Source organism: Dongshaea marina (assembly GCF_003072645.1).
In the GTDB taxonomy this organism is placed as follows: domain Bacteria; phylum Pseudomonadota; class Gammaproteobacteria; order Enterobacterales; family Aeromonadaceae; genus Dongshaea; species Dongshaea marina.
This window is the reverse complement of record NZ_CP028897.1, coordinates 743,778-757,153: the sequence shown is the minus strand read 5'-3', so window position 1 is coordinate 757,153 and position 13,376 is coordinate 743,778. Positions and strand designations below refer to the sequence as shown.

9 protein-coding genes and 3 pseudogenes are annotated in these 13,376 nt (G+C 51.1%); 7 read left to right on the top strand and 5 right to left on the bottom strand.

What is annotated here, in order from left to right; all coding sequences use genetic code 11:
- The first annotated feature begins 285 nt into the window (after positions 1 to 285).
- Positions 286 to 822, top strand: a complete 537-nt coding sequence (locus DB847_RS03785) for a hypothetical protein (RefSeq protein WP_108649518.1) — start codon at positions 286 to 288, stop codon at positions 820 to 822.
- A 425-nt stretch (positions 823 to 1,247) separates the two neighbouring features.
- On the opposite strand, the gene DB847_RS03780 is transcribed toward DB847_RS03785, so the two are convergent.
- From DB847_RS03780 to carA, 4 genes and pseudogenes are all read right to left on the bottom strand, one after another.
- Positions 1,248 to 2,096 (bottom strand): AraC family transcriptional regulator, encoded by an 849-nt coding sequence (locus DB847_RS03780; protein ID WP_108649517.1) that lies wholly within the window; start codon positions 2,094 to 2,096, stop codon positions 1,248 to 1,250.
- Positions 2,097 to 2,365: 269 nt separating this feature from the next.
- On the bottom strand, positions 2,366 to 3,838 hold the full coding sequence (locus DB847_RS03775; RefSeq protein ID WP_108649516.1) for a peptide MFS transporter: 1,473 nt from the start codon (positions 3,836 to 3,838) through the stop codon (positions 2,366 to 2,368).
- 417 nt (positions 3,839 to 4,255) lie between these two features.
- Positions 4,256 to 7,479, bottom strand: a pseudogene (gene carB, locus DB847_RS03770) (carbamoyl-phosphate synthase large subunit).
- Between the two features lie 10 nt (positions 7,480 to 7,489).
- Positions 7,490 to 8,626, bottom strand: coding sequence for a glutamine-hydrolyzing carbamoyl-phosphate synthase small subunit (carA, locus tag DB847_RS03765; RefSeq protein ID WP_108649515.1), 1,137 nt, complete (start codon positions 8,624 to 8,626; stop codon positions 7,490 to 7,492).
- A 513-nt stretch (positions 8,627 to 9,139) separates the two neighbouring features.
- On the opposite strand from carA, the gene DB847_RS26500 reads away from it, so the two are divergent.
- From DB847_RS26500 to DB847_RS03750, 4 genes are all read left to right on the top strand, one after another.
- Complete coding sequence (locus DB847_RS26500) at positions 9,140 to 9,409, top strand: transporter substrate-binding domain-containing protein (protein WP_407644451.1); 270 nt, start codon at positions 9,140 to 9,142, stop codon at positions 9,407 to 9,409.
- A complete protein-coding gene (locus tag DB847_RS03760) occupies positions 9,370 to 9,807 on the top strand; it encodes a substrate-binding periplasmic protein (protein ID WP_108649514.1) in 438 nt (145 codons plus the stop codon). Before DB847_RS26500 ends, DB847_RS03760 begins: the two co-directional genes overlap by 40 nt.
- A 140-nt stretch (positions 9,808 to 9,947) precedes the next feature.
- The gene (locus tag DB847_RS03755) at positions 9,948 to 10,286 is read left to right on the top strand and encodes a hypothetical protein (protein WP_108649513.1); all 339 of its coding nucleotides are present in this window, start codon (positions 9,948 to 9,950) and stop codon (positions 10,284 to 10,286) included.
- Positions 10,287 to 10,388: 102 nt separating this feature from the next.
- On the top strand, positions 10,389 to 10,685 hold the full coding sequence (locus DB847_RS03750; RefSeq protein WP_108649512.1) for a hypothetical protein: 297 nt from the start codon (positions 10,389 to 10,391) through the stop codon (positions 10,683 to 10,685).
- A gap of 39 nt (positions 10,686 to 10,724) precedes the next feature.
- Here the strand turns inward: DB847_RS03750 and hmpA are convergent.
- Positions 10,725 to 11,926 (bottom strand): annotated as a pseudogene (gene hmpA / locus DB847_RS03745) (NO-inducible flavohemoprotein).
- Positions 11,927 to 12,018: 92 nt separating this feature from the next.
- Here hmpA and DB847_RS03740 point away from each other — a divergent pair.
- Together DB847_RS03740 and DB847_RS03735 are read left to right on the top strand one after the other, a co-directional pair.
- A pseudogene (locus tag DB847_RS03740) lies at positions 12,019 to 12,464 on the top strand (Rrf2 family transcriptional regulator).
- A gap of 68 nt (positions 12,465 to 12,532) precedes the next feature.
- Complete coding sequence (locus tag DB847_RS03735; protein WP_159084372.1) at positions 12,533 to 13,255, top strand: sugar isomerase domain-containing protein; 723 nt, start codon at positions 12,533 to 12,535, stop codon at positions 13,253 to 13,255.
- The last annotated feature ends 121 nt before the right edge of the window (positions 13,256 to 13,376 follow it).

Sequence of the window (13,376 nt, the reverse complement as noted above, 5' to 3'; positions counted from 1 at the left end):
ATCTATAAGATAAATCATATTTTCAATAAAGAGCGACACTTTATTGTCGCGGTAATTTTAATTCGCATTAATTGACACTTGACGAAATAGCCTGCCAACCAATAGAGTGCTGTTTTTTTAAACACCTCTGTATATGCCAACACACAGGCCACACTGGTTAAGGCTCGGAGCAAACTGGATTCAATTGATTCATATCTACCGTCAAAAGCGATCTGATATTCATCGGTATTCCCGGGTTTTATATTCAAAGCTGCTCAGGCTCAGAGCAATTTTAGGAGAAGATTTATGACTCAAGGTTTACGCTCAAAAAAAGTTATTGCAACAAGTGCTGTCCTGCTACTTGGTTTCTCGCTGGTTGGCTGTGGTGGAGGAGATAACTCTGGGGGCTCTACCGAGTCCTCCCATTGGACTAAAGAAATCGATGGTAAAAGCCAAGTTGTTCATGTCGGCCAGGCAATTAGCTTGGATCAGGTTCAAGCCTGCATCTTAGCAACTACCTCAGGCCACTTGAGTTACAGCTACGATAGCTACTATGTTGACGCTTCCGGCACAAGTATTATGGAGTCTGGATCTGAAAACAATATACCTTTTTCATCTAGTTTTTGGACCACTAAAACTATTGTGAGTGGTGTATATTTTGTTGCAAAAAGCGATAAATCATGGAAGCCCGCAACTAGCATCTATAATGCGAATACAAAAAAAACTTTCACTCTTGAAATGGGAAAAGATGTAAATATCAGTGGTACTACTCATATTGAATGTAGTGATTTCAACGCAGATCAGAATGTCTGTCAAATTAAAGCAGGCTCCTGCCAACTCTAAATCCAATTAGATTTTAGTGCTTACTAACCAGATACCGCGATAGCCATTCCTTTGTCCATGGTTATCGCTACTCTTACATATCTGCCGTGCTGGGATGTCTTAATGCTACAAAAAGCATGATACTTAAGCGTGGCCTTCCACTTTATCCCCCAGCCACATGCAGCACTTCTTCCCTCATCATCTAAATGAACTGAACACTAACCACTTCCATTGAGAATAAGTCTCATTTTTGTGTTATTCATCACAGAATCCTGCGAAATCAGACTCGCCAACAAAGTAACAAATTGTTAACATCCTTACTGTCGAGTTTGAGGTTCACCAAGCACGATTTGATGAGGGCCTGGACCTACTTCTCCCCGGGCCCTTATCTCTTTTCCCTACCCCAATGAACCCCCTCCAGCAACCAACCGCAACCCTTACCCAAATCAATTTTTCAAAAAGAGATACACCTCAGTCAAAAGGGCGGATTCTGCCACCTCATCGGCAAAATTTTGATAGCAAAACACACAGGGTAGATCGACAAGCTCTTCACTCGACTCAGGCAACCAGTCACGATAGAGGGGGTATACCGTCTCCTCCAGCCTGTCGTGTGAGCCTGAGTGAGTAGCGACCGCAACTCGCCCCTGTGGTAAACGCTTTTCAACCACTCCACTCCCAAGAGTCATCTCCTCAGGGACCACACGGCCGATATCACAGCGAAACTCCCTGGGAGCAACTTTTTTTGGATCATCATAGGCAAGCATATAAACATCTCCCCCCAAAGGCTTACCAAGGCGCTGCTTTCTTGCCCAACCAATGAGCTTGTCAACACTCAGAGGAAGCGTCTGGGGAGAGCCTCTATGCTCTATCACCGCCAGTCTCGCCCCAGGGAAATCTTTAATCTCAGGAATCATCATCTCATTTTCCTTTTTAATCTGCATATAAGGCTGGGAGCTCCAATCTAACCATGATGAAGTTCGTCTGAACTCTCTTGGCGTAACCCCGCAGCGGGCTTTAAAGGCGCGACTGAAAGCCTCATGGGATTCAAAACCCGCAGCTAATGCAATTTCTAAAATCGATCTATCCTTCTCAAACAGAAGTTGATTGGCCGCTCTTTTAAGCTTTTGCCAACGCACATACTGATGTAGAGAAAGTCCAATCACGCCGGTAAACAATCGGTGAAAGTGATATTTTGACAAGTGAACAAGCCCACTGAGTTGCTCCAGAGACAGATCGTCATCAAAATGATGATTGATATATTCCACAGCCTTTAGCACTCTTTCTTTGTTGTTCATCTTCCTTCACTTCCCCCTGCTTACTGACGGTGATACTAAATGAGTCAGAAAACAGCTTCTTGATGATTCTTGCTTAATCTTCCCCGGCTCTGTGAATGCCTCAGTTTTTTGGCCAGCCAAGCCTTAAGCTGTCGCTCATGATTATGGCGCACAAAGCTTGAAGCTGTGGCATCAAAAAAGGAGCCGAAGCTCCTTTTTCAATCCCCGTCTATCCCGCGGCCTAACTCAGGTGCCAGACCAGTTAACAGGTATGGGTGTAACCTTCGCTATTAAGCCTCAGATAGAGCCAGCTCCTCAGATTTTTTGCCGTTCGCCAGCATTTTACGGATCAGCGCCGATGCAACAAAGGCAACAATCACCAGGATCACAGCCATGATGGTAAAGGTTTTAAAGTAGCCGCCGTACACCTGCTGAATGAAGGATTGAGTCAGCTCTTGCCCCTTCTCCAGAGCGATCGAAGTAGAGAATACCGCACCGACGATACCGCTCAGGGCGATCGCAACCGAAAAGAGACTGACAGAGAAGTTTTCAATATGCTTGGGGGCCACTGACAGGATAAAGGCCACCACCATGGTCCCGACAATCACCTCGGCAAAAGCCTGGAAAAAGTGGATCACCAGGAATATCTCGGGGCGGATCACCATATCTTTACCTATGGTCAGGGTCGCCAGGGTAAGAATGCCAAAGGCGATCGCAGTCAGAACAAAGGCGAATGCGACCTTGGTTGCCGCAGAGAAATGGATATTCCGCTTCTCCAGCGAGGAGAACAGGAAAGCGATCACCGGACCTGCCACCATGCACCACAAAGGATTCATCGACATGGATGCTTCAGGTGCGATCGGGATAAAGCCAAACAGATCGCCACGCATGGTGTTGATGCTCACCATGGTCATAGAAGTCATCATTTGACCATAGTAAACAAAAAATGCGGTGGTCAGGATCATCATGATGATGATGGTGGCCATGCTCCAGGATTCTTTTCTCTCAACCCGGAACAGCATCAGATAGACGAAGTAGAGCAGCGCGATAGCCCCGATGGCATAAACAAGATTTTGTCCAATCTCCATGTCGGAGAACATGAAAAACACCAGGCCAATCATCGCCAAAGAGATCACCAGATAGATGATCCAGTTTTTGATGCTCACCGGTTGCTGGTCGATCTCGGCTCCCACTGAAACCAGCGCACGACGGAAACCAAACAGCACGATAAATCCTGCCAGGGCCATCAGGCTGGACAGCAAAAAACCAAAATAGAAGCCGGTAACCAAAACAATCAGCGGAAAGAAATATTGGCTGAGCAGGGCTCCCACGTTATTGACCGAGTAGTTGACCGGATAGCCATTTTCGAAGTTCTCTTCCGAGGTAAAGGTCCGCTTCAGGAGGCTCTGATAAGAGGGAAACATCAATCCCCGGGAGTAACTCGCCAGTGCAATCCCCACCAGAGCCAGTGCAACATTTGCAGTAGTGGCACCAAATACCAGCAGGGCATATCCCCCGGCAAAAGCCGCGAAGCTGATGGTCAATGAACGGTAAGCCCCCAGGAACTTATCGGCGATGACGCCTCCGGCAATTCCAAACAGTGGACCTATCGCGGCGAATGCTCCGACCACCATCATGGTATCAGCTTCGTTATAGGAGAGATCTTCCAGAAAAAACCGGGTGAGGATGATCATGACCCCATAAAAGGATAAGCCAAACATCATCTGACAGAACATCATCGATAGGTTACGTCTATTCCACATACTAATACTCCACTGGTTCCAAATGTCATGAGCATCGATAAAGCAGGTGAGGGCTGGGAATTGACCCTGAAGGCAGAAATCAGGATCTCAACTCTTATCCTCTCGGGAACTTCTCTGTTAACCTCTCAAGCTATCTCCTACTGAACAGGGATTGAGCCAAATACGCTAGCATCTATTTTTCTAAAATTATGGGATGCAGGACCCATATATTTCATAAAAGGGTAAATGTTTCGTATAAGATACAAAAAGTCACGACATCAGATGAGTTCAAACAAAGAATCCACGGTAGCCTGTTGGTTTCGGGGGTGACAGCGAAAGATTGCGATTGCACTTACCTCAGCCCGAGCTACCGGCCTGAAAAATGAATCAAAAAAGGAGCCGAAGCTCCTTTTTCAACCTTGGCTTAACTGGGCGGTTTTAATCCTGGTTAAGCTCACCATGCAGTTGCTGCAAGGCATTGACCGAGGCTGCCGCATCGACTCGCATCGCCTGGCAGGTCGCAAAAGCTGCATTGAGAGTCGTGGTATAGGCAACCTTATGTTGCAGAGCGCCGCGCCGCAGCTGCCGTGAGTCCTCTATCGCCTGGCGCCCGGCAGCGCTGTTGATGATATAGCTGTACTCATCATTCTTGATCCGATCCAGGATGTGCGGACGCCCCTCATGAACCTTATTAACCAGGCGTGGATTGATCCCAGCCTCACCCAGGGTCACTGCGGTGCCATGAGTCGCATCCAACTGATAGCCCTGCTCCAAGAGCTGCTGCGCCAGCTGTACTACCCGCTGCTTATCCTCATTACGCACCGATAGCAGAGCACGCCCCTGTTTTGGAACCGCCTTAGATGCCCCAAGTTGCGCCTTGGCATAGGCCTCGGCAAAGGTAACCCCGACCCCCATCACTTCACCGGTCGAGCGCATCTCAGGGCCAAGCAGTGGATCAACCCCCGGAAACTTATTAAAGGGCAGCACCACCTCTTTCACCGAATAGTAAGGGGGATCACCTCCTCAGTCACTCCCTGCTGCTGCAAGCTTTGGCCGACCATCACCCGCGCGGCTATCTTAGCCAGGGGCAGCCCGGTCGCCTTGGAAACAAAAGGCACGGTGCGGGCGGCACGCGGATTCACCTCGATGAGGTAGATATCCCCGTCCTTCACTGCGAACTGCACATTCATCAGGCCGACAACCCCCAATTCGCGAGCCAGCCCCTGCACCTGCTCACGCATCCGCTGCTGCAGAGCGCTCCCCAGGGTATAAGGAGGAAGGGAGCAACCTGAGTCTCCGGAGTGGATTCCCGCCTGCTCGATATGCTCCATGATGCCACCAATCACCACATCCGTGCCGTCACAAATCGCATCCACATCAACCTCAATCGCATCATCCAGGAAGCGATCCAGCAGCACCGGTGATTCATTCGAGACACTCACCGCCTCACTGAAGTAGCGTCGCAGATCCTGCTCGTCATAGACTATTTCCATCGCCCGGCCGCCGAGCACGTAGGAGGGACGAACCACCAGCGGGTAGCCGATCTCCTGAGCCTTCTGCACCGCCTGTTCCAGGTTGGTGACAGTGGCATTTTGCGGCTGCTTGAGTCCCAGGCGCTCAACCGCCTGCTGGAAACGCTCACGGTCTTCGGCGCGATCGATGGCATCCGGGCTGGTACCTATGATGGGGACCCCGGCACTCTCCAGGGCGCGAGCCAATTTCAACGGGGTCTGTCCGCCATACTGAACAATCACGCCCTTGGGTTGCTCAACCCGCACTATCTCCAACACATCCTCAAGAGTAATCGGCTCAAAGTAGAGACGGTCCGAGGTGTCATAATCGGTGGAGACGGTTTCGGGGTTGCAGTTCACCATGATGGTCTCATAACCATCTTCTCGCAGTGCCAGGGCTGCATGTACGCAGCAGTAATCAAATTCAATACCCTGACCGATACGGTTAGGACCACCACCGATCACCATGATCTTATCTTTGGTCGAGGGGTTGGCCTCACATTCGGCATCATAACTGGAATAAAGGTAAGCGGTATCGCTAACAAACTCACCGGCACAGCTATCTACCCGCTTGAATACCGGATGGATGGCAAAACGATTTCGAAGCTTGCGGATCTCACTCTCACTGACCCCAAGGAGCTTACTCAGGCGTGCATCAGCAAAGCCTTTACGCTTGAGGGCGCGCAACCACTTCTCATCCAGCCCTGCCAATCCAGACTCGGACACCCGCTCCTCTTCACGCACCAGATCTTCAATCTGCGCCAGGAACCAGGGGTCAATCTGGGTGAGTCGGAAAACTCCCTCAAGAGAGAGGCCGGCACGGAACGCATCCGCGATATACCAGATCCGGTCGCAGCCGGCATTTTGCAGCTGATGACGGATCTCGGTGAGAGAGTCCGCGGCATCCAGCTCAACCATGTTATCCAGACCGTGGCGCCCGACCTCAAGGCCTCGCAGCGCCTTATGCAGTGACTCCTGGAAGTTACGACCAATCGCCATCACCTCACCCACCGACTTCATCTGAGTGGTCAAGCGGTCGTTGGAGCCTGCAAACTTTTCAAAGTTAAAGCGAGGCACCTTGGTGACCACATAATCGATCGCTGGCTCAAAAGAAGCTGGCGTCCGTCCACCCGTGATGTCATTTTGCAACTCATCCAGGGTATAGCCCACCGCCAACTTGGCGGCAACCTTAGCGATTGGAAAGCCGGTGGCCTTGGAGGCCAGTGCCGATGAGCGTGATACCCTGGGGTTCATCTCGATGATCACCATACGCCCATCTTTGGGGTTTACCCCAAACTGGACATTAGAGCCACCGGTCTCGACCCCTATCTCACGCAGCACCTTCATCGAAGCGTTACGCATCAGCTGGTATTCTTTGTCTGTCAGAGTCTGAGCCGGCGCCACGGTGATCGAGTCCCCCGTATGGATCCCCATGGGATCGAAGTTCTCGATAGCACAGACGATGATGCAGTTATCGTTACGGTCACGAACCACCTCCATCTCATACTCTTTCCAGCCAATGAGAGACTCATCAATCAATAGCTCGTGAGTTGGAGAAAGCTCCAGGCCGTGCGAGCAGATCTGCTCAAACTCTTCACGGTTATAGGCGATCCCACCGCCGGAGCCCCCCATGGTGAAGGATGGGCGGATGATGCAGGGAAAGCCCACATCTTCGGCAACCTGGTAGGCCTCATCCATGCTATGAGCGATCCCGGCTCTCGGACACTCAAGGCCGATAGAGCGCATCGCCAGATCAAAGCGCTGACGATCCTCTGCCTTGTCGATCGCATCGGCGGTCGCGCCGATCATCTCGACTCCATACTTCTCCAGAACTCCATGACGCTCCAGATCCAGTGCACAATTGAGCGCCGTCTGGCCGCCCATGGTCGGCAACACCGCATCGGGCCGCTCCTTATCGATGATATTGGCTACCACCTGCCAATCCACAGGCTCAATGTAGGTGGCATCTGCCATCTCAGGGTCTGTCATTATGGTGGCCGGATTGGAATTCACCAGGATGACTCTATACCCCTCCTCACGCAGCGCCTTACACGCCTGGGCTCCGGAGTAATCAAATTCACATGCCTGACCAATCACGATCGGCCCTGCACCTAAAATCAGAATGCTTTTTATGTCGGTACGCTTTGGCATCAGGGGCTCCTTAAACGCTAAATTTCTTCATCAGGCTGATAAAATGGTCAAAGAGGGCGGCACAATCATGAGGACCGGGGCTCGCTTCGGGATGTCCCTGGAAACTGAATGCCGGCTTATCGGTCCGCTCTATCCCCTGCAGGGTTCCATCAAACAGGGAGACGTGGGTACTGCGCAGGTTCTCTGGCAAACTGCTCTCATCAACAGCAAAGCCGTGATTCTGGCTGGTCACCCACACCCTGCCACTGGCAAGATCCTTCACCGGGTGGTTGGCCCCGTGATGGCCGAATTTCATCTTCACTGTTTTTGCACCACTGGCCAGCGCCAGTAGCTGATGGCCCAGGCAGATCCCAAACAGTGGAGTACCTCTGTCTAAAAACTCACCTATTGCCTGGATGGCATACTCACAAGGCTCGGGATCGCCAGGTCCGTTGGAGAGAAACACCCCGTCCGGAGCCATAGCCAACACATCGGCAGCCGATGTGGTTGCAGGAACCACGCTCAGGCGACAGCCCCGGTCTGTCAGCATTCGCAAAATGTTGTGTTTCACCCCGAAGTCATAAACCACTACGTGGTAGGGAAGCTCAGCCTCATCCAGTGTTGGATGGCCTTCTCCCAGCAGCCAGCTCCCTTCTCGCCACAGGTAAGACTGCTCGGTTGTCACCTCGCGCGCAAGATCCATCCCCTTGAGGCCGGAAAACTCCCTTGCTCTCTTGAGACCCAATTCAGGGTCAACCGCGGAGCCAGCCATCAGGCAAGCGCGCTGCGCTCCCTTATCCCGCAGCAAACGGGTCAGTTTTCGGGTGTCGATTTCGCTCAGGGCGACGATGCCATTGGCTGTTAGGTAATCACTGAGGGTTTGCTGATTGCGGAAATTGGAAGTAACTAGGGGGTAATCGCGAATTATGAGGCCGGCGGCATGAATTTGGGAGGATTCGGTATCTTCGGGGGTAGTGCCGGTATTGCCAATGTGGGGATAAGTGAGGGTAACGAGTTGGTGAGAATAGGAGGGGTCAGTGAGGATTTCTTGATAGCCGGTAGGGGATGTATTGAAAACCACTTCTCCTACCGAATAGCCTTCGGCTCCTATCGACACGCCCTCAAATTGCGTGCCATCTTCCAGTACCAGCAATGCGTTGATATCCAAGACAACCTCCAGGTCATTTCTAGACTAATAAACCAACAACTTGCCCAGATTTGATCCAGCGCCCCATCTGTGGGTGCTGCAGAATTTTGGCAAATTGCGCGTATTCTACACAAATAAAGTGTGAGTTCAATCACTTTTTTCAAAAAACCGCCTCGGGTGATTATGCAACCATAATGAATAGGTAACAACAGAAGAGCCCGGGATTTAAAACTTTTCCCCGCCCACTCCCGGGGATCAGCTCCATAAAGCTCATCATCCTTGCTCATCGTCACTCTCGGAATCCAAGCCTGATGGTGCACAAAGCCTATTTGCGGGCAAGTGGCTGAAATCAACTGGCCCCGGAAAATTTGGGCTACAAATGCGGCCATTTTTTCAGGCTTTGACTAAGCTTAAGGCTGACTCTGAAGTCAATTTACTCAGGAGCTGAGCTATGTCGAAACTGCTTACCGCTACCCTGGCCCTACTGGGGTCAATCATGACCGTCTGGGCTGTTCAAGCCGCTGATTTTTCTAAATTAACCTGGATGACCGAAAACTATCCCCCAATAACTTTGTTGAAAAGGGAGAGCTCAAGGGAGCTGCGGTCGAACTTCTGTTAGCCGCAAGTAAGCAAGCGGGCTCCCCCGTATCCAAAGCAGACATCAAGGTTTACCCCTGGGCCAGGGCCTACAATGATGCGCTCAAGGGTCCAAACAAGGTGGTGTTTGCAACCACCCGAACCAAAGAGCGCGAGAAGCTCTTCAAGTGGGCTGGCCCTATCGTAACAACCCCCTGGTGCTGTTAGCTAAAAAAGGCAGCGGTATCACTATCAACAGTGTGGCCGATATGAATCGCCATAAGATCGGCGTGGTCAAGGATGATGTGGGTGAGCAGCAGGTATTGGCACTTGGGGTTGATAAAAAAGCCCTCAAAGGATCCTCCAAGCAGCCTCAGGTCGCTAAAAAACTGGCAACCGGCCGCGTCGATCTCTGGTCAATTAAGCTGACGGCAGCCAAGTTGATCCTCAAGGATCTCGGTTATAACCCCAATGACTTTGAAGTGGTATACACGGTCAGCGAAAGTGGTGTCTATTACGCCTTTAGTCCAGACGTTGACGATGCAACGATCAAGGCCCTGCAACAGGGGATCGATGCCGTCAAGGAATCCGGTGAATATAAGACCATCATGGATAAATACTACTAACCCCAACGACAAGATATAAAAAGGACCCTGAGCTTAAACTCAGGGTCCTTTTTATACTGCATAAAAATTCAAAATGATCTCTTTGACAACCCAGGCTCATTTGACTGAAAATTAACTCCCATCCCTGCAACGGCACATCTATGTTACTAAGAAAAAACCTGCAACTGTGGTTCATCCCACTTTTGGTCTCTCTTCTGCTGTCGGTCGTGGCCACCGCTCAGGCCAAGAAGCCGGATCAACCCAAGCCAGACAAGGCAGCCAAGGCGTTGTGCCAAAAGCTGTTTGTCCAGTGTCAGATGCAGTGTGTCGCGAACAAGGATACCTGCCTGAGCAAGAGTCCAAAAAAGCAGTGTGCCACGACCCTGAATCAGTGCCAGAAATCCTGTAAATCTAAGAAGGCTCAATGTAAAGCAGGCGATCTGAGTGCCTTTGATGAGCCGGTCACCACAGTGATGGTCTACCGGAGGAATATCTATTAATTCAGGAATAAAACGCCTCATAAGTCATTAAAGATCAAGGGGTTGTTTAGTGCTCACTATTTGTGCTAGCGTTGGAAATGTTTGCATCAAGGAGGAGATAAAATGGACGCAAATTGGTTGAAATCTCAAAAAGAGAATATCGTCGTCAGCATTCAGAAAGCCCATGGTGATGGCAAAAAAAGTGTGTCACTTCGGGTCACCGAAGATAAGCGCTGGATGATTCAGTCCTTCCCCAGCCGCCTCAAGAATGACAGCTACTTCCCACAGGGACAGGGGCAGATCGCCAACTCCAAGATCAAGCACTGCACCGGCGACTTTGAGCTCACCACACCCCATGTGGATGCCGATAAGATTGCCGAAGAGATGATCGAGGTGATTACCACGCCCAAGAGCGCCTGATCTTCAGCGCGGGCGGGAATATACCCGCCCCGCACCCCCTCAAAGAGCTTGGTGCGGCCCGAATAGCTCATAGTGGATCTGAGCCTCACTAACCCCCACTCCCGAAGCTGCCGATTGATCATCTGCATAAACCCGACAGGCCCACAGAAGTAAAACTGCACATTCTCCCTGTCTGCCAGTAGCTGCAGCCTGAGAGGTTCAAGCTCCATCAACCCCTGGTATTGGTAATCTTCGCCCGGGCGATCCTCATCCAAGGGTCGGTTATACCAGGTATAAGAGCTGAGTTGAAAATGCTGCCTGGCCTGCTGCTCTATATATTCCCTGAAAGCATGTTGCCGGCCATCTTCACAGGCATGCAGGTAATGAATCGAAGCCAGGTGTGACTCCTCAAGCAGGGTATTGAGCATACTGAGCATCGGGGTTAACCCAACTCCCGCCGACAGCAAAACCACGGGAGTATCCGGCTCAACCTCCAGCTTAAAGTCCCCGGCCGGCGGCAGAACCTCGAGGATATCCCCCTGCTGCAGATGCTGGTGCAAGTGGTTTGAGACTACTCCTCCGGCCTCACGCTTAACACTGATCCGGTAAGAGCGACCATTAGGACGATCAGACAGGGAGTATTGGCGATACTCCTTGTGGGTCAGCCGATCACTATCCAGGTAGATCGACAGGTATTGGCCCGGCAGGTAGTCAGCCACAGGCTGAACATCGACCGGCTCCAGGACAAAGCTGGTGATCTCAGATGATTCCACTTTCTTCTCTGTCACCCAAAACTCCCTGGTCCCCTGCCAGCCCCCGCGCTTCGTGGCACTGGCCTGGTAGATCTGCTGCTCTCTTTGGATAAAAATATCCGCCAGTAGCTGGTAGGCTTTGCCCCATGCCTCCAGAACCTCAGGCGTTGCCGCATCAGGGGCCAACTCCTCAATGGTTTTCAGAAGATGCTCCCCCACCACAGCATACTGCTCCGGCTGGACCATAAAACCTGTGTGCTTTTGGGCGATCCGTTCAACGGCGCTAAGAAGTACGGCGGGATTATCCAGGTGGTTTGCATAAGCCAGCACCGCATCCATCAGGGCAACAGGCTGCTTTCCCGATCTCTGGTGCGACAGGTTAAACACATCCTTCAGCTCAGGGTTGTGAGTAAACATCCGCTGATAGAAGTGATTGGTAAATACACTTCCCACGGACTCTAACAGAGGAATGGTGGACTTGACGGTATCGATTGTCTTCTGATCTAACATGAGGCTCCCCACAAACATGCATTTGAAATACACCTTTAGTAAGATGCATCTTAAATGTATATTTAACTCACCGCAAGCGATAACGAGCACTTATGCGACTGACAACCTATACCGACTTTGGTCTGCGAGCCCTGATCTATCTTGCACTGCTTCCTCCCAATCAGCGAACAAATATCGCAAGCCTTTCAACGGCTTACGGGATCTCACGCAACCACATGGTCAAGGTGATCAATCAGCTGACTCATTTAGGGTATGTCCAAAGCACCCGGGGTAAACATGGCGGGATCACCCTGGCTACCCCCCTGCAGAGATCAACATAGGCACAGCGGTACGCCAGCTCGAGAAAAACCTGGACGGTATCGATTGTAACTCCCCCGGCTGCTGCATCCTTCCCGGGTGTAAACTCAAGCAGATCCTGAAACAGGCGATGGAAGCTTTTCTACATGAGTTAGAGAGTTACACCCTGGCCGATCTCCTCGAAAACCAGCAACAGTTGATCGCTCTGCTAAAAATTACACAACCAACACAGAATATCTAACCCCCGCACAAAACCGAACTTTGCTATTTGCTATAACAGGGGTCTGTCTACGTCATAGAGTTATGCCTATGAGATCTCTATTTAGCCAAAAGGCGCTTTCCCGCCTTGAACAACTGGTGACGGATCAGCATGAATCCATTAGCCAGGCCGCAGAGCTATTTTCCAGGGCAATTATCGAAGACAAGATTATCTGGGCCTTCGGCACCGGACACTCCCACATGCTCCCCATGGAACTGTTTGCCCGTGCCGGAGGGCTTGCGAACATTGGTGCAATGCTTGATGAGTCGATCCTCAATGGCTCCGGAGCCCGGCGCAGCAGTGATTTTGAGCGCCTTCCCGGAACAGCCCGGGTGATCTGGGATCGCTACCAACCAGGCTCAGGCGATCTGATGCTGATCGCCTCTAACTCAGGTCTCAATGCAGCTCCGGTCGAAATGGCGATGCTTGCAAGAGAGCATGGGCTCAAAACGATAGCCATCACCTCAGTCAGCCAATCCTCGGCGAATCAGGCACGCCATCCCAGTGGAAAAAAACTGATGGCTCTTACCGATCTCATCCTGGATAACTATGCCCCCGATGGTGACGGGCTGGTTGAGCTTGAGGGATTACAAACCGGCTCTTTCTCCTCCCTTGCCGGAATTTTTTTGATCCAAACCCTGGTGGTTGAAGCGATTGCTCTGTGTCAGAAAAAGCAACATCCGGTTCCCCTGTTCCAAAGCCAGAACCAGGATCAACCCAATCAAAACCAGCAGCTTTTCGAGCATTATCAGCAAAGGGTCCTGCATCTTTAAAGACCCAGGTGGCCATTAATGACCCATGCTTTAGCAGCTATAACAAGAAGACAAGTGAGATCCAGCTCAAATTATTGAAAGTTAGCTCCCCATCAGCAGGAGTTTTGTGCCATATTGCCCT

Coding starts and splice junctions, on each gene's coding strand:
- DB847_RS03785 (WP_108649518.1), top strand. CDS start 286: ATGACTCAAGGTTTACGCTCAAAAAAAGTTATTGCAACAAGTGCTGTC.
- DB847_RS03755 (WP_108649513.1), top strand. CDS start 9,948: ATGTTACTAAGAAAAAACCTGCAACTGTGGTTCATCCCACTTTTGGTC.
- DB847_RS03750 (WP_108649512.1), top strand. CDS start 10,389: ATGGACGCAAATTGGTTGAAATCTCAAAAAGAGAATATCGTCGTCAGC.
- DB847_RS03780 (WP_108649517.1), bottom strand. CDS start 2,096: ATGAACAACAAAGAAAGAGTGCTAAAGGCTGTGGAATATATCAATCAT.
- DB847_RS03735 (WP_159084372.1), top strand. CDS start 12,533: ATGAGATCTCTATTTAGCCAAAAGGCGCTTTCCCGCCTTGAACAACTG.
- DB847_RS03775 (WP_108649516.1), bottom strand. CDS start 3,838: ATGTGGAATAGACGTAACCTATCGATGATGTTCTGTCAGATGATGTTT.